The sequence below is a fragment of the Pantoea sp. B550 genome (genome assembly GCF_024158165.1).
GTDB classification, from domain to species: Bacteria; Pseudomonadota; Gammaproteobacteria; order Enterobacterales; family Enterobacteriaceae; genus Pantoea; species Pantoea alfalfae.
The window spans coordinates 3,529,195-3,547,398 of record NZ_JAMYXI010000003.1; the positions used below are offsets into that span (position 1 = coordinate 3,529,195).

The window sequence follows — 18,204 nt, forward strand, 5'->3', positions numbered from 1 at the left end:
TAACGCATTGACCACAGGACCAACTTTAGACCTTATCTGCCCACTTCACCCTGAAGCGAGCCGGAAATGTGAAGCCACGGGAATTATTTTTATGGGAAAAACCGCTTTTTCACGCGGGTTTTTTCTTGCTCTCACCTCGCTTTTCCCTGACGCTGAAAGAAAAAAGGAGAGCAGGATGGAGATCATCTGGTATCACCCGTCGCAGTCTGCAGCGGCCTGGATTAACGGTTTACAACAGCGTCTGCCCCAGGCGCGGGTGCGTGCCTGGCAGCCGGGCGACGACGGCCCGGCTGATTATGCGCTGGTCCGCTCACCGCCCGCAGCGATGCTGCAGGGACGCGCCACACTGCGCGGCGTCTTTGCGCTGGGTGCAGGCGTTGATGAGATTCTGAAACAGCTGCAGCAGCACCCTGAGATGCTGCCCGACAGCGTGCCGCTCTACCGGCTGGAAGATACCGGGATGGCGCGCCAGATGCAGGAATATGCCGTCCATAGCGTACTGAACTGGTTCCGTCGTTTTGACGACTACCGTCTTCAGCAGCAGCAACAGTGCTGGCAGCCGCTGCCTGCTTACCCGCGTGAAAGTTTCACCGTCGGGATTCTGGGGGCGGGCGTGCTGGGGCAGCGCGTGGCGGAGAGCCTGAAACCCTGGGGATTCCCGCTGCGCGTCTGGAGCCGCTCACCGAAAACCATCGACGGCGTGACCAGCTTTGCCGGACGCGATGCCTTGTCAGCCTTTCTGCAGGAGACGCGGGTGGTGATCAACCTGCTGCCGAGCACGCACGAGACCATTAATCTTATTGACCACGCCTTTTTACAGCAGCTACCGCACGGCGCGTTCTTCCTCAACATCGCACGTGGCGCGCAGGTGGTGGAAGACGATCTGCTGGCCGCGCTCAATAGCGGGCAGCTGAAAGCGGCGGCGCTGGATGTGTTTCAGGTTGAACCGCTGCCCGAAGCGCATCCGTTATGGTCACATCCGCGTGTGACGATTACGCCCCATAATGCGGCGGTAACCTTGATCGACGAAGCTATCGACTACATCGCCCGCGCCATTACCCAGGATCAGGCAGGCGAGCCGCCGCAGGGCAGGGTTGATCGTCAGCGCGGCTATTAATGAACCGGCCCCGTCAGGGGCACTCAGCAGGAGAAGAGGATGTATCCGGTAGATCTGCATATGCACACCATCGCCAGCACGCATGCTTACAGCACGCTGCACGACTACGTGACCCAGGCGAAGCAAACTGGCCTGAAACTGTTTGCCATTACCGATCACGGCCCCGATATGGCCGACGCACCGCACTACTGGCACTTTATTAATATGCGCGTCTGGCCGCGCGTGATCGATGGCGTAGGGATTCTGCGCGGTATCGAAGCCAATATTAAAAATCAGCAGGGCGAAATCGACTGTTCCGGCCCGATGCTCGATGCGCTGGATTTAATCGTCGCCGGTTTTCACGAGCCGGTTTATGCGCCGCGCGACCGGAAACATCACACAGACGCGATGATCGCCGCGATGGCGGGCGGACTGGTCCATATTATCAGCCATCCGGGCAACCCGAAATTCCCGGTCGATATTCCGGCGATTGCCGAGGCCGCAGCGCACTACGACGTGGCGCTGGAGCTGAACAACTCCTCCTTTACCCATTCGCGTCCGGGCAGCGAACCTAACTGCCGCGCTATCGCCGCCGCCGTGCGCGATGCGGGTGGACGGCTGGCATTCGGCTCCGATTCCCACACCGCGTTTACGCTCGGCCATTTCGATCACTGCCTGCGGATTGCCCGCGAAGTGGATTTTCCTGAGGATCGGGTGTTAAATGTCACGCCGCGTCGCCTGCTCGACTTTCTGGAAATGCGTAGCGGCAAACATATTGCTGAACTGGCTGACTTTTAATTTATTTTGCCTCAAGGAAATCTGACTCATGAATGAGTTTTCCATTCTGTGCCGCGTGATCGGCTCACTGTTTAATCGTCAGCCGCAGGACCCGCTGCTGGTGCCGCTGTTTACACTGCTGCGTGAAGGCAAACTGCAGTCGCAGTGGCCGCTGGAGCAGGATGAGCTGCTGACCCGTCTGCAACAGAACAGCGATCCGCAGGCGCTGGCCGCCGATTACAACGCGCTGTTTGTGGGCAGCGACTGTAATGTGCCGCCTTACGCCTCACAGTGGCCGGAAGGCAAAACGGAACCGGAAGTACGTGCGTTCTTAACCTCACGCGGCATGCCGCTGAGCGATGCGCCTGCTGACCATTTTGGCGTGCTGCTGCTGGCCGCGTCCTGGCTGGAAGATCAGTCAGCGGAAGATGAGAGCGCAGCGCAGCTGGCGCTGTTTGAAGAGTACCTGCTGCCGTGGTGCGGTGCGTTTCTGGGCAAAGTGGAAGCACACGCGACTACCGCGTTCTATCGCACCCTCGCGATGCTGAGCCGTGAGGCGATTCAGGCGATGTACAACGAACTGCTTGAGAGCAGTGAAGAGACGCCCGACGCCTGATTCACCACGTCGCCGGGTGCGTGCCCGGCGTACAACCCGGTGTTGCGCAGAGCTCTGGAGTACCGGGCAGCCAGGCGGCTGCCCTGAGCCTTACCCCAAACCCCCACTGCGTTAACTCGTAACAGGGCAGGTTATCCTTAACCTGCGGCACAATGCCGGAACCCGCGTGCTCACCGGTGGGATGCTGCTGCAACAGCCACGCGGTGCGTGCCAGCGACAGCCGCACCTGGCTGCCCTCTCCTTGCGTCACGCGTCGCCGTAATCCTTCCAGCACGGCGGCTGCCAGCAGATAACCGGTGGCATGATCCAGGGCCTGCACCGGCAGCGGAACCGGTTTGTCGCTCTGCTGCCACTGCATGCCCCGTTCAGCAATGCCGCATCCCATCTGCACCAGACTGTCAAAACCCCGGCGGTTGCGCCACGGACCCTGCCAGCCCCATGCATTCAGACCGGCATCAACCAGACCGGGCGAGAGTGACTGAAGCGTCTGGGCATCAAATCCAAGGCGTTCCAGCGCATCCGCCCGGTAGCCATGCACCAGCACGTCCGCTTCACGCAGCAGGCGGATAAACCGATCGCGATCGGCGGGCTGCGTCAGGTCGAGCACCGCGCGACGCTTGCCGCAGCTTATCTCCTCATCCAGCGTCGGCTCCTGCCAGCCGGGCGGATCGATGCGCAGCACGCTGGCGCCCAGACTGGCCAGAAAACGGGTGGCGACCGGCCCGGCGATAATCCGCGTCAGATCCAGAACTTTAATACCCAGCAACGGACGCGCTTCGGCCAGCGGCCAGTCCGGCGCAGGAGCAGGCTGTGTGGTCTGCCAGCTAAACAGCGATTCATGCTGTACGGCCTGGCCCTGCGGATGCCGTTGCCAGGCGGCAGCGCTGCGCATTTCTGCGGCACAGCCACCGGCATCAATAATCGCCTGCTCCAGTTCGCTGGCCTGCCACTGTTGCACCTGCTGCGCCAGCGCCGCGCGATCGGCGTGCGTACCCAGCACCTTTTCCATCGCCAGCCGGTGATGTGTGGCGTTGGTATGCAGGCGGATCCAGCCATCGCGGCTGCGATAGTCACCGGCAAACGCGTCCCACATCGCAGGTGCCGCACGGTTAAGCGGGATAAAACTCTGCTGGAACCAGCGTGACGCCAGGCGCACATTGACGGCGACAGGCGGAGAGCGATATTCAGGGCAGGAGGCGGCGATCAGTGCGGCGGTGGCCTGCGTTGCCAGACCGATGCTGGTGGCCGCCAGTTCACTGACGGCAAAAGCAGAAGCGAAGGTGGCGCGATCAATGAAGGCAGGAAGAGGCAAGGCGTCGTCGCGACCCCGCAATCCCTGCTGCATCTGCTGCCAGAGAGAGGCGGCAAGCTGTGAGTCCATGTTGTGCTTCCTGAAAGGGGTGATTTCTCAAGCATAGCACGCAGGATCAACGTCGCCGCAGGCGCGGGAAGCGGGCATGCATCCGCAGGTTTCGCAGGTTGAGCACCGCGATAGCCGTGCCGAGGATCACCAGTGAGGCCCCGATAATCTTGAAGCTGTTGAGGCTGTCACCCAGCACGACAATCCCCATCACCACCGATAAAACCGGCGTCAGCAGCGAATAGGGCATGATCAGATTGACGTTATATTTCTTGAGCAGCATATACCACAGCGTATAGGCCACAATCGACGAGGCGATGGCGCTGTAAAGAATGGCGAACCAGCCGCGCCAGCCCGCATGCTGCAGTGCATAAAGCTGATGGGATTCCATCACCAGACTGGAGCCGCCGACGATGGGAATCGCCAGAAACGCAATCCAGCCGGTCATGGTCAGCGGTTTAATCGGCGGTGACTTTTTCACTATCAGGTTACTGACGGCCCAGCCGGTGGCGCTGCACAACAGCAGACAGAGCACCCACCACGAGGGAATCGTCGGACTGCCTGATAGCACCACCACGCCGCTCAGCGAAATCATAATGCCCAGCAGCTGCACCAGCTTCAGCTTCTCTTTCAGTACCACCATTGCCAGCAACATTGCAATCGGTGTGCCCAGCTGCACTACAATCGCGCCCGTGCCGGCATCGGTGTAGCGCAGGCCGACAAACAGCAGCGAGAAGTGCATAAAACCGAAGGTGAAAGCCAGCAGCAAAAGCCAGGGCAACTGCTGACGGTTAATGCGGCAGAACGGTACCAGCACGATGGCGACGACTACAAAGCGCATAAAGGTCAGAAACAGCGGCGGCAGTTCCAGCAGCCCCCATTTCACCGCCACGTTGTTGAAGGCCCAGATAGAAACCACCATCAGAATCAGAAAAAAATGCCGCACAGCCACGATAATATCCTTTTGATGATTTTTGCTTAGCCCGCTAATGATGGCACGAACTGCGGTACTCCAGCCAATCGCAGTGAGAAATTTTCTGCGATGGCGGTGCAGCCCGATGAGACTTTCGGATGCGATGCTGGCAGACTGATTCGAAATGACTTCTTAAAGGAACCGATTCGGTATGACCTATTCGTCCGCCTTACCCCTTGCGTTAATTCAGCTTGAAGTCCCACCCGCAAACGTCGTTTCAGAGATTGGTGAACAGCCGCGCTGGTTTATTGATGCACTGAATCTCCAACCCGATGAGTACCTGATTGTGCGGCCTCATCTGGGCGAAGCGTTACCCGATTTTGACACGATTTCCGGCGCAATCCTCAGCGGTTCCTGGGCAATGGTCACCGATCACGCCGACTGGAGTGAACGCAGCGCCGCCTGGATCAGAGCGGCGATTGATCATGGTCTGCCGCTGCTCGGTGTGTGCTACGGCCATCAGCTGATGGCGTATGCGCTGGGCGGTGAAGTGGCAGACAATCCCAACGGCTGGGAGCGCGGTCTGTTACCCATTCGCTGCTCAGATCAGACACAGCGCGATCCGCTGCTGCAGACGCTACCCGCCGACTTCAGCGTCTGGCTGTCGCATCGTCAGTCGGTCGTCAGCGCGCCGTCCGGGGCGCAGGTACTGGCCGCTTCTGCGCGCGATGGCTGTCAGATTGTGCGTTATTCACCGCAGGCGCTCTCGGTACAGTTTCATCCCGAATTTTCACGGCACATCATGAGTGTCTGTACGCCGCCGGGCTGCACAGAGGATGGGGCCAACGAGATTGAAGGGAAAGACTGGGCGCGTGAGTTGCTGGTGACCTTCTGGCAACAGACGCGCCCGGCAGTAGGGCGTGCTCAGGGCGCGTAGTGACGCGTGCAGCGGTAAACCCAGGCGGGTGGTACATTTTTCAGCACCCGCTGGCGCTCCCAGGTGAAGTAACGCGACAGGTCAGGCTGGGTCAGCGAGGTGTACTGAAACTGTATAAAAACGCCGTCCGGGCCGAGGGCGTTATAGACCGCCCGCAGAATGGCTTCACGCAGTTCGGGCGGTAAGGATAACAACGGCAGGCCGGAGAATATCACGTCATAGTTGCCGTTCAGATACTCCGCAGAACAGGTGCGCACGGTCATGCGCGGATCCTCCAGCGCGGTTAGCTTGCCTGCCAGCGAAGTGCTGATTTCAAAGGCGTCCAGGGTGGCGTCGGGTGCCATCTGTGCCAGTATCTGCCGGGTCAGTACGCCATCGCCCGCACCAAGTTCCGCGATGCGCGACGCTTCAGGCCATTTCACCGATGTAATCATCGTCCGGCACAACGCCTCTGACGAGGGGGTAATGCTGCCCATCTTGCGCGGATTGCGGATAAACTGATGCACGAAATTGGCTTTAGCGCGCATCTGGGTAAAAGCTGAAGCCAGCATGCTTATCTCCAGAATGAATTCATCCTCAGGTTGACCCCCTTTGTGCCGCACAAGTTTCTCTCTGACTACGTTTTCGGGAAAAAGTCGGAATTTTCTCTAAGCGCAGCGTAAACGCCTATTCCTTCGGGGCGGTCACAGTTTCCGGTTAACAGACCTGACAGGCTCACAATGATCCTTCATGTTAATAATAAGTTTAATCATTGTTACGTCAGTCACCTGTCAGGAGAATGATCATGCGTTACGCTGCCCCCGGAGAACAAGGTTCTCTGATTACGCTACAGAAGAATTATGGCAACTTCATTAATGGTGAATTCGTCGCGCCAGTGAAGGGTAACTACTTTACTAATACCTCGCCGGTAAACGGCTCTGCGGCCGGTGAGTTCCCGCGCTCAGATGCTACTGATGTGGATAACGCGGTGGCCGCTGCTGCTGCTGCAGCGGATGCCTGGGGCAAGACCTCGCCACAACAACGCTCACTGCTGCTACTGAAAATTGCCGATCGGCTGGAACAGCATCTGGAGACCATGGCGGTCTATGAAACCTGGGATAACGGTAAACCGGTGCGCGAAACGCTGGCGGCCGATATGCCGCTGGCGGTCGACCACTTTCGCTACTTTGCCGGTTGTGTCCGGGCACAGGAGGGCAGCGCGGCAGAGATTGATGAGTTCACCGCCGCCTACCATTTCCATGAGCCGCTGGGCGTGGTGGCGCAGATTATCCCCTGGAACTTCCCGCTGTTGATGGCAGCCTGGAAACTGGCTCCGGCGCTGGGAGCAGGGAACTGCGTGGTGCTTAAACCGGCTGAACAGACGCCGCTGTCGATCACCATCTTTGTCGATCTGATTAAAGATCTGCTGCCGCCGGGTGTGCTGAACGTGGTGCACGGCTTTGGTAAAGAGGCGGGGGAAGCGCTGGCGTCCCATCCCGGTATCGCCAAGGTCGCCTTTACCGGCTCCACCGCTACTGGCGGGCATATTCTGGAGCTGGCAGCCAAAAGCCTGATCCCCTCGACGGTCGAGCTGGGCGGCAAGTCACCGAACATCTTCTTTGAAGACATCATGCAGGCGGAGGAGAGCTTTATTGAGAAAGCGGCCGAAGGCGTGGTACTGGGCTTCCTGAATCAGGGTGAAGTCTGCACCTGTCCATCGCGTGCGCTGGTGCAGGAGTCGATCTACGAGCCGTTTATGGCAGCCGTAATGAAGCGGGTAAAAACCATCAAACGCGGCGACCCGCTGGACACCGAGACCATGGTAGGCGCGCAGGCGTCGCAGCAACAGTTCGATAAAATTCTCTCTTATCTCGAAGTGGCGCGGCAGGAGGGGGCCGAAGTGCTGGTGGGCGGCGGCGTAGAGAAGCTGGATGACTCACTCAACAGCGGCTACTACATCCAGCCAACCCTGCTGAAAGGCAACAACAGCATGCGGGTTTTCCAGGAGGAGATCTTTGGCCCGGTGATCGGCATCACCACCTTTAAAGATGAAGCGGAAGCGATCAGTATCGCCAACGACTCGATTTATGGCCTGGGTGCCGGCGTCTGGACCCGTGATATCAACCGTGCCTATCGGGTGGGCAGGGCGATCAAAGCGGGGCGCGTCTGGACGAACTGTTATCACCTCTATCCGGCGCACGCTGCCTTTGGCGGCTACAAGAAGTCGGGCATTGGCCGTGAAACCCACAAAATGATGCTCGATCACTATCAGCAGACGAAAAACCTGCTGGTCAGCTACAGCATCGAACCGCTGGGCTTCTTCTGATAGCCTCAATCGTGCCGGAGTAATGCGGCACGCTCTCTCGCTAAACCACGCTACGGCGTGGTTTTTTTATGCTCTGTCGGGGCTGTGAGCTGCTCACTAAGCGAGCCGGTAAAGCATAATTAATCAGTCTGCTCTTAAAGCGGGCATGACCTGGTTAACGCTTCGCTTATTGCGTTTTAATCGCCATCCATTCTCTGTCTGCGCCATGCCAGGCGCATAGCTGCTTAATCATCTGATAATCAGGCATTTGCCGCGCAGCCGACTGACGCAAAACGCTGAGTCTGGCTGCCTGAACAACATGAACGTCTTTTGATTTGGCTTAAATCAGAACCATTTAAAACATGAGTGATTTTAATGCCAGTCTCAGAAAAAACTTATTTATGTGCAATAAAACTTCATACTTTCGTATGTTGTTAAGATTAGTCCTAACCGCGTGCTTAAAACTAACCCCTATTTGTATTAACTTAATTAGTTAAACTTTACTTAACTAAATTCTTCTGAAAGTGGGCCGTTGAAATTTTGTCAATCTTCTGTAAACTCGCAGCTAATATTTACACATGGATTGTAATTTCAGACTCACGGGCAGGATCTACCTGACTCGTGCGGTAGCTATGAAATTTCGTTAAAGTTATAAAGTATTGAAATTAAAAGAATATAATGAGAATTTATCGGGCATAACGCGTCATTTTTTACTGCCGGGTAATTAACTCACTGTTACTGGCTTAATTCAATTCGACGGTTTTTCGACCAGGGATGGCATAAGGAAAGCTTGGGTTTACCCCACCTTCTTAAATTTGCCGGGAAAAAATTGATCATGTTTCTGATCGTTGTTTACCAGGTCAGATTCCTCCCTTTTCCCGTTTACGTCCCCGATGTTGCTTTTTTATACTTAACTTTTGCTGATCGGTTAACCTTTCGCAGCAAGACGCTTAAGCGCTTTTTGTTTAAGGATTGTTTTTTAATCTGGCACTAAGCGGCTTCCTGTGAAGATGACATCTCGATTTTCATTACTGACACCCGGCCTCTGGCCACTCTCCAAGGTATGAATGGAACACAACATGAAAAAAATGGTGAAGCTCCGCGTTGCGTTAGGCCTGATGTTTGTTTTTTCAGTCGCCGGTTGTAAAACCCCGCCAAAAATGACCGATGACACCCTGGTGACCAGCACGGTGGACGGTGTGGCGATCAGTCACCGTTATGCCGTAAAACCGCCAGCGCAATTCAGTCCGGTCAATGAAACCTATCGCGCCCTCTATCCCGGCTCGGTGATGAGCCAGCCAGGTTACGGCGGCAAGGTGGTAGAGACGCTGAAAACCGGCGAAAGCTACACCGTGATTGGTCAGGTCGAGAACAACTGGCTGGCGCTGGGTGAACCCGCACAGGCCGCAGCAGAAGCTAAGCCGGACATCGCCACCACTGCCGTGAAAGATGCCGCTCAGCCTGCCGCGCCGCAGGCAACCGTCCAGCTGACAGGCTATGTGCCATTCCGCGCCGTAGTGAAAAGCGCACTCTACGATCAGACCGTTAAAGCCGATCAGCCGAAACGCCGCGTGCGCAGCAGCAGCAAGAAAAAAACCTGCGTCGCGGTTAACGGTGACAGCACCGCCTGTCAGAACAGCACTAACGGAACCTGGATCATTAACTAATCGCACTGAGCAGGGAGGGCTTGATGATGAGAACAACACAACTGCGCGGTGGGTTGATCGTGCTGCTGATGTGGCTGCTGACGGCCTGCAGCGGCAGCAGTACGCCGCCGGTGGCTTACTACAACCTGGACGTTCAGGGGCAGAATCAGCTTAACGGCGGTGCGCCGCTGAAGGTCCGTGTGGTGTTACTGAGCTCCGATGCGGAGTTCATGTCAGCAGACTTTTACTCCCTGCAAAACCAGTCTGCAACGGTGCTGGGCAGTGCGCAGCTTAACACCCAGCAATTCTTCCTGACGCCAGAGCAGCGCAGCAAAACGCTGCGGATTAAGAGCCTGCCTGAGGCGCGCTTTATCGGCATCATGGCGGAATATCAGGCGCTGGATGGCAAGGTGTGGCGACTGTCGCTGCCGGTTCCCGAAGGGGAGTCGCCCTCATTCTGGGCATTCTGGAAACGAGACGATAGCGAGCTGAATACGCGCATCGTGGCGGGAATGAATGGCCTTCGCGTGGAAAAACAGTGATGCCGATGAACAGAGCCGAAAAGGTCATCTGGACCGAGGGGATGTTTCTGCGTCCTCACCATTTCCAGCAGTCAGAAAATTATCTTCTCAGCACCCTGCGTGAATGGGGTCAGTCACAGCGTGTCTACACCTGGGGCTTTTACGATCTTGAGTTTGATGAAGCGCTGTTGCGTCAGGGCAAACTGGCGCTGAGCGCGGCCAGCGGTTGTCTGCCAGACGGCACGTTTTTCGCCTTCAGCCAGCCACAGCATGGCCCGGCACCGCTTGATCTGCCGGCCACTGTTGATCGCAGCAAAGTGGTGCTGGCAATACCGACCCGGCGCAACGGTCGCGAAGCCGTCGCCTTCCAGGAGTCGCAGGATTCTCTGGCGCGCTATCTGGCCTGGGAAGCGGACGTGGAAGATGACAACGCACAGGCCGTGGGCAGCGCGACGGTACAGTTCGGCAAGCTGCGCCTGCGGCTGATGCTGGAGCAGGATCTGACCGCCGAGTGGACCGCAATGGGCGTTGCGCAGGTGATTGAAAAACGCAGCGACAACCACATCCGGCTCGACAGCGATTACATCCCGCCGATGCTGACCCTGAATAGCAGCCGTCCGCTGCAAAACATGTTTAATGACCTGCACGGGCTGATCCAGCAGCGCAGCCAGCAGCTGAGTCAGCGTGCACCCGGAACCGGCCGCTTCAACAGCGCCGATATGGTCGATTTTATGCTGCTGGCGCTGCTCAATCGTCAGCTTGGCCTGCACAGCCATCTGCAACATCTGCCGCTGCTGCATCCTGAAACCCTCTACAGCCACTGGCTGCAACTGGCCGCCGAGCTCAGCACCTGGACGCCCGCGCGCGCGCCGGAAGGACTGCCGCTTTACGATCATGACGACCTGCACAACTGCTTCAGCCGTCTGTCGCTGCTGCTGCGTCAGGGGCTATCGCAGGTGATGGAGGAGAGCGCCATTCAGCTGCCGCTGACGCAGCGTTCGCACGGCCTGAACGTCGCCACCGTGCCGGAGAGCAGCATGGTGCATGAGTTCGGCTTTGTGCTGGCGGTGAAAGCCAGCGTGCCGGCCGACACCCTGAAAACCCATTTCCCGGCACAGATGAAAGTCGCACCGGTCAGCAAAATCCGCGATCTGGTGCAGCTTCAGCTGCCGGGTCTCGCACTTCGGGCGATGCCCGGCGCGCCGCCGCAGATCCCGTGGCATGCCGGATACAGCTATTTCGAACTGGATAAGAACAGCGAGCTATGGAAAGAGATGGAGCGCTCGGGCGCTTTTGCGCTGCATCTTGCCGGTGAGTTTCCGGGCCTGAACATGGAGTTCTGGGCCATCCGCAGTCAGTCAGAATAATAAACTGAGCACGCAGCATGATGCAGGAACAACAACATTCACACAGCGATCTTGCGCCGGATGCCAGCCACCAGAATGTGCTGGTTGCGGCGGCCAACCCCCTGATTAACGCGATTCCACAGATCCGCCATTCGGTGTCGCATGAAGACCCGGCGCAACTGCGTCAGCAGCTGATCGACCAGATCCGCCGCTTCGAGCTGAGCTGCCAGCAGTCTGGCCTCGGCTACGAAGTGATCATCGGCGCGCGCTACTGTCTCTGTACCGCGCTGGATGAGGCGGCGGCGCTGACGCCGTGGGGCAGTCGCGGCGTCTGGACCAGCAATGGTCTGCTGGTCACCTTTCACAACGAAACCTGGGGCGGCGAGAAGTTTTTCCAGCTGCTGGCGAAGCTGTCGCAGAACCCCAGACGTCACATTCTGATGCTGGAGCTGATCTACTTCTGCCTGCTGCTGGGGTTCGAAGGACGCTATCGGGTGCTGGACAATGGCCGCTCGCAGCTGGAGACCATCAAACAGCGCCTGCTGCAGATGATTAAAAGCGTGCGCGGCAGTTACGCCGCGGCGCTGTCACCGCATCCCACCGATCAGCCGGTGCTGCGCAAGCTGTGGCGACCAATGATCCCGCTGTGGGCCTGCGCCGCCGTGGCCGGGCTGGCGGCCTGTCTGTTCTATATCGTGCTCAACTGGCGTCTGGGCGATTACACCTCGCCGGTACTGGCCCGCATCTATCAGACGGCGCTGCCGGAAGTGAAGATCGGCAACCCGGCACCGCCTCCGCCTGCCACGCTCAACCTGCGGGCCTTCCTGAAGCCGGAAATTGATGCCGGGCTGGTGGCGGTGCGTGATGAAGCGGACCGCAGCGTGGTGACGCTGAAAGGGGATGGGCTGTTTGCTTCGGCGGCGACCGAGGTGCGCGGCGGCTACATTGACGTGATCCAGCGCATCGCAGCGGCCATGAACAACGTCAGCGGGCAGATTCAGGTGATTGGTTACAGCGATAACGTGCCGATCCGCAGCGCGCGCTTCGCCTCCAACTTTGAACTGTCGCTGGCGCGCGCCCGTTCGGTCCAGACTCTGCTGCAACAGCAGCTGGCGCAGCCGTCACGCGTGAAGGCGGAAGGGCGCGGTGAAAGCAATCCGCTGGTGCCGAACACCAGCGCAGAGAATCGCGCGCGTAACCGTCGTGTTGAAATCACGTTACTGGTTGCGCCGGATGCGACGCATGCCGAACTCAACGGCCTGGCGAGAGGGAACTGATCCATGCTGAATATTCTGTTTGCGGTGCTGACCAGCCGCCTTGCGTGGGGCTTTGTCGGCATCACCGCGCTCTCATTTATCATCTGGGTGATTGGCCCGGTCTTCTCTATCGTTGATTCGCGGCCGCTTGAGCCAGAGCAGAACCGCATGATCAGTATCGCGCTGCTCTATCTGGTCTGGGGCCTGGGGCAGGCGATCCCGCGGCTCTACAACTACTGGCTTAACCGCAAGCTGATGTCGAGTCTTGAAACCGGCAAAAGCGATGCACCGGAAGCCGATCGTCAGCGTCTGACCAGTGAAGAGCAGGTGCTGGCAGGGCGTTTTTCCGAAGCGACTGAGATGCTGAGAAAGGCGCACTTCCAGCGCCACAGCAGCAAAGGCACGCCGTTCTGGGCGCAGCGCTTTGGCCGTCAGTATCTCTATCAGCTGCCGTGGTACATGATTATCGGCGCACCTGGTGCCGGTAAAACGACGGCGCTGGTCAACTCGGGCCTGCAGTTTCCGCTGGCGGATAAGTTTGGCAAGTCAGCGCTGCGCGGCATTGGCGGTACCCGCAACTGCGACTGGTGGTTCACCAACGACGCGGTGCTGCTCGATACCGCCGGGCGCTACAGCACCCAGGAGAGTCAGCAGGAGCGGGATGCCAGCGAATGGCACCATTTCCTCGACCTGCTGCGTAAATATCGCGGACGTCAGCCGATCAACGGCGTCATCGTCACCCTGAGCGTTTCCGATCTGCTGAGTCAGTCACCTGAGGCGCTGCGCAACCAGGCGCTGGCGCTGCGTCAGCGCCTGATGGAGCTGCACGATCGTCTCGGCATCCGTTTCCCGGTCTATGTGCTGGTCACCAAAGCGGACCTGCTCAAAGGCTTCCGCAGCTACTTCGCCTCGCTGGACAAAGCGCAGCGTGAACAGATCTGGGGATTCACCTTCCCGTGGGCGAAAGCGTCCGCCGCCGATTTCGAGCTGAACAGCCAGTTCCAGCAGGAGTATTCCCTGCTGCAACAGCGGCTCGATGCCGGACTGGCCGATCGGCTGCTGACGGAGAGCGACGCGCAGGCGCGGGCAGAAAGTTATCTCTTCCCGCAGGAGTTCGCTGCGCTGCGTCCGTTGCTGGCCGACGCGCTCGACACGTTGTTCGCCCGCTCCGATTTTGAAACCCAGTTCGCGCCACGCGGCATCTACTTTGCCAGCGGCACCCAGGAAGGTCTGCCGTTTGATCGGGTAATGGGTGAACTGAACCGTGCCCTGAATCTGCCTGGCCAGCAGGCGGGCGAATCGGGCAGCTGGGATCAGGTCGATAAGGACGCCCCGATTCCGCAGAACAAAGGGCAGAGCTTCTTCCTGAAAGGCGTGCTGGAGAATGTGATTTTCCAGGAGTCAGGTCTGGCAGGCAGCAACCGCTGGTGGGAGCTGCGCAACCGCGCCGGACTCTGGTCAGGCTATCTGGCGCTGCTATTGCTGTTACTGGTCGCGGGCGGTCTGTGGCTCACCAGCTACAGCAAGAACAAAGCCTATCTGCAGGAGATGGCCGCTAAAGCGCCACAGGTGGAGCAACTCGGCGACCAGCTTCAGAAGCAGGTCAACGGCGATCTCTTTGCGCTGGTTCCTTATCTCAACACCCTGTTACACCTGCCGGAAAGCGCCGACTTCTCGCTGGAATCGCCGCCGCTGACGCGCCGTATGGGCCTTTATCGTGGTACCGAGGTCAGCGATGCGACGCGTGCGCTCTACGATAAAGCGCTGAAGCAGCTGCTGTTGCCGCAGGTGGCGCAGAACATCACCCGCTGGCTGCGCAATGACAATGGCAGTGACGCTGACTACAGCTATGAAGCGCTGAAGGCATATCAGATGCTCTACCAGCCGAAGCACTACGACGGCAAGTTTTTGCAGGCGTGGCTGATGCTTAACCTGTCGCGCGAGCTGCCGCAGAACGTGACGCAGCAGCAGGTAAAACAGCTGGCGTGGCATCTGCAACAGCTGCTGGAGACGCAGATTCACTCGTCGCCGTATGCGAAGGATGACGCGCTGGTAAAGCGCGAGCAGGCGCTGATTAATCAGATGCCGCTGTCACAGCGCGTCTACGGACGGCTGAAGCGCCTGCTGCAACGTGATGACAGCCTGCAGCCGGTGACGCTGGCAGCGCTGGGCGGTCCCCAGAGCGAGCTGGTTTTTTCCCGTAAAAGCGGTAAATCGGTGAATGATGGCGTAGCGGGGCTCTATACGCCGGACGGCTACTGGCAGCATGTGGACAAGCAGATTGGTCCGGTGACGCAGGCGCTTTATCAGGACGATCTCTGGGTGCTGGACGGCGCTGCGCCGCAGCAGATAAGTGAGCAGACCGATCTTGCGGTGCGCCAGCTCTATGTGCAGGACTACATCCGGCAGTGGGAGCAGTTCCTGAGCGATATTCAGCTCAACAGCAGTGCCGATCTTGCGCAACGCATCAACACTGCGCGCTTGCTGTCGGGCAACCACTCGCCGCTGCGCCAGCTGGTAATCAACCTCAGTAACCTGCTGACGCTGAACCGGGCGCAGCCCGATGAGAAAACCGCGCAGGCGGCGAAGCCGTCGGATAACAGCGCCACCCGCACCCTTGAAGCGCTGTTTACCTCGCCCGAAGCAGCTGCGGCGCGTGGGCAGGCGGCAGCGCAGGCGTCACCGGAGCAGGCGGTTGCGGTGCATTTTGCGCCAGTGCTTGAGCTGGCCCAGCCGTTACAGCAGGGCAGTAAGGTGCTGGCGGTGGATGATTTCCTGCATCAGATTGACGATCTCTATCGCTACCTCACGGCGGTGCAGGATGCCGCCAACAGCGGAATGCCGCCACCGGCCAGCGATGCGATTAGCCGTTTGCAGGCCAGCGCCGGACGTCTGCCCGGTTCGCTGCAGAATATGGTCTCCAGCATGGCGGTCGGGGCCAGCAGCGATGCGCAGCGCCGCGACATGGATAACGTCCGTAAACGCATCACCATGGAAGTCGGCAGTTTCTGTCGTCAGGCGATCGCCGGACGTTATCCGCTGGTGCGTTCCGCGCGCAGTGAGGTGACACCCGACGATCTGGCGCGGATGTTTGCTCCCGGCAGCGGCATGATGGACAGCTTCTTCCGCGACAATCTGGCCAGCAAAGTCGACACCACCAACGCCTCATGGCGCTTTACGCCGGGTATTGACGGTAAAACCCTGCCGGGTGGCGAAGCACTTCTGCGTCCTTTCCAGCAGGCGCAGTCGATTCGTGATGCGTTCTTTGCCAACGGCGCCACCACGCCAGGTTTCCGCGTCACGCTGCGCACCGTAAAAATGGACAACGACATTCTTAACCTGACGCTGGATGTGGATGGACAGCAATTGCGTTACAGCCACGGGCCACAGGCGGTGCAGATGGTCAGCTGGCCCGGTCCGGGCGGCACCAGCCAGGTGCGGATGCAGCTGGGCCTGACCAACGGCACTACCTCAACGCTGGTCACCAGTGGGCCCTGGGCACTCAATCGCTTCTTCGATCGCGCCCGTGTTACGGCGGCCGGCGGCCTGACCCGCGAAGCCACATTCAGCGTGGAGGGGCATCAGGTCACGCTGTCGTTCACCCCTGGCAGCATTCGTAACCCGTTCCAGCTTCCCGGCTTTAGCTGCCCCTGAAACAGGACCCGACAATGACTCATTACGCTGCACCCTGCTGGTACGGCAAATTGCCCAGCGCCGGTGACTTTGTGAAGCGCCGCTTTCCTGATGTCCTCTATCGCCAATGGTCCAGCTGGTTCCAGGTGGGCCTGCATCACTGGCAGAGCAGTCAGGAGGGGGATAACGCGCCGTCGCGCCCGTTCCTCAACGCGCCGGTCTGGAATTTTGTGGTGCCGCCGATGCTGGGCAGTCAGCTGATCCAGATGGGCTGCCTGATTGCGGCTCGGGACAGCGTGGGACGTAACTACCCGCTCTGCGCGCTGCGTCACTTTACCCCCGCCGAGTGGTCGCCGGCCCTGCTGGCACGCTCCGGCGAGTGGTATCAGCAGGTGGGCAATACGCTGCTGCGGGTGGTACAGGGCGGCGGATCGCCGGAGCAGCTGGATCAGGCGCTGATCAGCATTCCGCAGCCGCAACCGCCGCAGGAGACGGGCGAGCCGTCAGATATTCTTAACGTTATCGGCCATGGCGACACGCCTTCAACGCTGAACTGGACGCTGCCGGGCGAGAATTTCGACCCGCAGTTCTATACCAGTTTCTGGTGGACCAATCAGAGCGATGGGTTCCCGCTTTATACCCAGGTTCACAGCGGTAACTTCACCGCGCAGCTCTTTTCCTTGCTGTTTGATCCGGCCGGTGGGGCAAAGCCGGGACGAAACGGACTTTATCCCCCGATGTTTGAATCCTGAGGCGACACGCATGACGATGAATACAGAGGCTTTACTGGCTCCGGTCAGTGATGACAATCCCGGCGGCGATAACCTGGAGTACGACGCCGATTTTCAGGCGATGGAGCAGGCCAGTGCCGGTAAAGCGGAACAGCAGTTCGGCAACACCATCATTCCGGCAGAACCCGCCGACTGGAACAAAGTCGAGAAGCTGGCGATAGCGCTGCTGGCCCGCAGCAAAGATTTGCGGGTGATGCTGGCGCTGACCCATGCCTGGACGGAGCTGAAAGGGCTGCCGGGCTATGCCCAGGGGCTGAAGCTGATTGAACAGGCGCTGCTGCTCTACTGGGAGCCGCTGTGGCCGCGACTGGAAGAGTATGGCGAACAGGATCCCTTCTACCGTATCAATGCTCTGGCGCTGCTGGGTGACAAGACTGAACTCAGTGGCGCAGTGCGTCAGTGCTGGCTGCTGCGCTATCCGTCCGACGGTATCTCGCTGCGCGATGCCGCTGCCCTGTGCGACGGCAGCAAAACCGAAGTGGCGGACTACCCTGGCGGCCTGCCGCGTCTGATCGACGAACTGGCGCGCGGCGACCAGCCCGGCATTGAGGCCGTGTTGCAGATTCATGAGCGGCTGCAGACCATCTGCGAAACCGTGGCCGAACGGCTGGGCGACGCGGCGGTGCCGGAACTGGCCCTGCTGCGCAGACAGATTGCGCTGATCGCCGAACGCTGCCAGGCCACCGACATCAGCCAGCTGATTCCCACCGCAGCGGCGGAACAACCCGCAGAAGCGGCGGCCCCGGCGGCGGTCGCCACGGCGCCGCGCGCGGCCGCGGACTGGCGTACGGTGCAGATCGGTTCCCGCGCCGATGCCCAGCTGATGCTGGAGAAGGTGAAGCTCTACTTCACTCAGCATGAGCCGAGTCATCCGGCCCCGCTGATGATCGACCGGGTGCAGCGCTTAATCGAGCGCGACTTCCTGGAGATCATCCGCGAACTGGCACCCGATGGCGTGCATCAGCTGGAAACCATTTTCGGACGTCGCGACTAAGCAGGCGTGACCCACTCACACAGCGGGACCTGCG

General features: G+C 59.2%; 15 protein-coding genes. 12 read left to right on the plus strand and 3 right to left on the minus strand.

The window, feature by feature from the left end:
* The first annotated feature begins 175 nt into the window (after positions 1-175).
* Genes ghrA through NIM72_RS19595 form a run of 3 tightly spaced genes read left to right on the plus strand, consistent with a single transcriptional unit; the run spans position 176 to position 2,489 of the window.
* Positions 176-1,117, plus strand: a complete 942-nt coding sequence (gene ghrA, locus NIM72_RS19585) for a glyoxylate/hydroxypyruvate reductase GhrA (RefSeq protein ID WP_161736065.1) — start codon at positions 176-178, stop codon at positions 1,115-1,117.
* A 39-nt stretch (positions 1,118-1,156) separates the two neighbouring features.
* Positions 1,157-1,894, plus strand: coding sequence for a phosphatase (locus NIM72_RS19590; RefSeq protein WP_222924164.1), 738 nt, complete (start codon positions 1,157-1,159; stop codon positions 1,892-1,894).
* 28 nt (positions 1,895-1,922) lie between these two features.
* Entirely contained in the window at positions 1,923-2,489 is a 567-nt protein-coding gene (locus NIM72_RS19595) for a molecular chaperone (protein WP_161736063.1), read from the plus strand.
* Between the two features lies 1 nt (position 2,490).
* On the opposite strand, the gene NIM72_RS19600 is transcribed toward NIM72_RS19595, so the two are convergent.
* Both NIM72_RS19600 and NIM72_RS19605 read right to left on the minus strand, forming a co-directional pair.
* Positions 2,491-3,870 carry a CoA transferase gene (locus tag NIM72_RS19600; RefSeq protein WP_253421636.1) on the minus strand — a complete coding sequence of 460 codons (1,380 nt, stop codon included), beginning with the start codon at positions 3,868-3,870 and terminating at the stop codon, positions 2,491-2,493.
* 46 nt (positions 3,871-3,916) lie between these two features.
* Positions 3,917-4,801: a DMT family transporter gene (locus tag NIM72_RS19605; RefSeq protein WP_222924163.1), complete on the minus strand. Its 885-nt coding sequence runs from the start codon at positions 4,799-4,801 to the stop codon at positions 3,917-3,919.
* 172 nt (positions 4,802-4,973) lie between these two features.
* On the opposite strand from NIM72_RS19605, the gene NIM72_RS19610 reads away from it, so the two are divergent.
* Positions 4,974-5,699, plus strand: coding sequence for a glutamine amidotransferase (locus NIM72_RS19610; RefSeq protein WP_161736060.1), 726 nt, complete (start codon positions 4,974-4,976; stop codon positions 5,697-5,699).
* On the opposite strand, the gene NIM72_RS19615 is transcribed toward NIM72_RS19610, so the two are convergent.
* Entirely contained in the window at positions 5,687-6,250 is a 564-nt protein-coding gene (locus NIM72_RS19615; RefSeq protein ID WP_161736059.1) for a class I SAM-dependent methyltransferase, read from the minus strand. The two genes, NIM72_RS19610 and NIM72_RS19615, sit on opposite strands and share 13 nt — an antisense overlap.
* 233 nt (positions 6,251-6,483) lie before the next feature.
* Between NIM72_RS19615 and NIM72_RS19620 the strand changes: the two genes are divergently transcribed.
* From NIM72_RS19620 to tssA, 8 genes are all read left to right on the plus strand, one after another.
* The gene (locus NIM72_RS19620; RefSeq protein WP_222924162.1) at positions 6,484-8,004 is read left to right on the plus strand and encodes an aldehyde dehydrogenase family protein; all 1,521 of its coding nucleotides are present in this window, start codon (positions 6,484-6,486) and stop codon (positions 8,002-8,004) included.
* A 1,046-nt stretch (positions 8,005-9,050) separates the two neighbouring features.
* Positions 9,051-9,650, plus strand: coding sequence for an SH3 domain-containing protein (locus NIM72_RS19625; protein WP_253421639.1), 600 nt, complete (start codon positions 9,051-9,053; stop codon positions 9,648-9,650).
* Between the two features lie 23 nt (positions 9,651-9,673).
* The gene (tssJ, locus tag NIM72_RS19630) at positions 9,674-10,171 is read left to right on the plus strand and encodes a type VI secretion system lipoprotein TssJ (RefSeq protein ID WP_253421642.1); all 498 of its coding nucleotides are present in this window, start codon (positions 9,674-9,676) and stop codon (positions 10,169-10,171) included.
* A 5-nt stretch (positions 10,172-10,176) separates the two neighbouring features.
* Positions 10,177-11,517: a type VI secretion system baseplate subunit TssK gene (tssK, locus tag NIM72_RS19635; protein ID WP_222925486.1), complete on the plus strand. Its 1,341-nt coding sequence runs from the start codon at positions 10,177-10,179 to the stop codon at positions 11,515-11,517.
* Positions 11,518-11,534: 17 nt separating this feature from the next.
* Entirely contained in the window at positions 11,535-12,773 is a 1,239-nt protein-coding gene (locus tag NIM72_RS19640) for a DotU family type VI secretion system protein (RefSeq protein ID WP_161736239.1), read from the plus strand.
* 3 nt (positions 12,774-12,776) lie between these two features.
* Complete coding sequence (tssM, locus tag NIM72_RS19645; protein ID WP_253421645.1) at positions 12,777-16,406, plus strand: type VI secretion system membrane subunit TssM; 3,630 nt, start codon at positions 12,777-12,779, stop codon at positions 16,404-16,406.
* A 14-nt stretch (positions 16,407-16,420) separates the two neighbouring features.
* The gene (tagF, locus tag NIM72_RS19650; protein ID WP_013357572.1) at positions 16,421-17,137 is read left to right on the plus strand and encodes a type VI secretion system-associated protein TagF; all 717 of its coding nucleotides are present in this window, start codon (positions 16,421-16,423) and stop codon (positions 17,135-17,137) included.
* Positions 17,138-17,153: 16 nt separating this feature from the next.
* A complete protein-coding gene (gene tssA / locus NIM72_RS19655) occupies positions 17,154-18,170 on the plus strand; it encodes a type VI secretion system protein TssA (RefSeq protein WP_253422140.1) in 1,017 nt (338 codons plus the stop codon).
* The last annotated feature ends 34 nt before the right edge of the window (positions 18,171-18,204 follow it).

Coding starts and splice junctions, on each gene's coding strand:
- NIM72_RS19595 (WP_161736063.1), top strand. CDS start 1,923: ATGAATGAGTTTTCCATTCTGTGCCGCGTGATCGGCTCACTGTTTAAT.
- NIM72_RS19620 (WP_222924162.1), top strand. CDS start 6,484: ATGCGTTACGCTGCCCCCGGAGAACAAGGTTCTCTGATTACGCTACAG.
- NIM72_RS19600 (WP_253421636.1), bottom strand. CDS start 3,870: ATGGACTCACAGCTTGCCGCCTCTCTCTGGCAGCAGATGCAGCAGGGA.
- NIM72_RS19610 (WP_161736060.1), top strand. CDS start 4,974: ATGACCTATTCGTCCGCCTTACCCCTTGCGTTAATTCAGCTTGAAGTC.
- tagF (WP_013357572.1), top strand. CDS start 16,421: ATGACTCATTACGCTGCACCCTGCTGGTACGGCAAATTGCCCAGCGCC.
- ghrA (WP_161736065.1), top strand. CDS start 176: ATGGAGATCATCTGGTATCACCCGTCGCAGTCTGCAGCGGCCTGGATT.
- tssA (WP_253422140.1), top strand. CDS start 17,154: ATGAATACAGAGGCTTTACTGGCTCCGGTCAGTGATGACAATCCCGGC.
- tssJ (WP_253421642.1), top strand. CDS start 9,674: ATGATGAGAACAACACAACTGCGCGGTGGGTTGATCGTGCTGCTGATG.
- NIM72_RS19615 (WP_161736059.1), bottom strand. CDS start 6,250: ATGCTGGCTTCAGCTTTTACCCAGATGCGCGCTAAAGCCAATTTCGTG.
- tssM (WP_253421645.1), top strand. CDS start 12,777: ATGCTGAATATTCTGTTTGCGGTGCTGACCAGCCGCCTTGCGTGGGGC.
- NIM72_RS19590 (WP_222924164.1), top strand. CDS start 1,157: ATGTATCCGGTAGATCTGCATATGCACACCATCGCCAGCACGCATGCT.
- NIM72_RS19625 (WP_253421639.1), top strand. CDS start 9,051: ATGGAACACAACATGAAAAAAATGGTGAAGCTCCGCGTTGCGTTAGGC.
- NIM72_RS19640 (WP_161736239.1), top strand. CDS start 11,535: ATGATGCAGGAACAACAACATTCACACAGCGATCTTGCGCCGGATGCC.
- tssK (WP_222925486.1), top strand. CDS start 10,177: ATGAACAGAGCCGAAAAGGTCATCTGGACCGAGGGGATGTTTCTGCGT.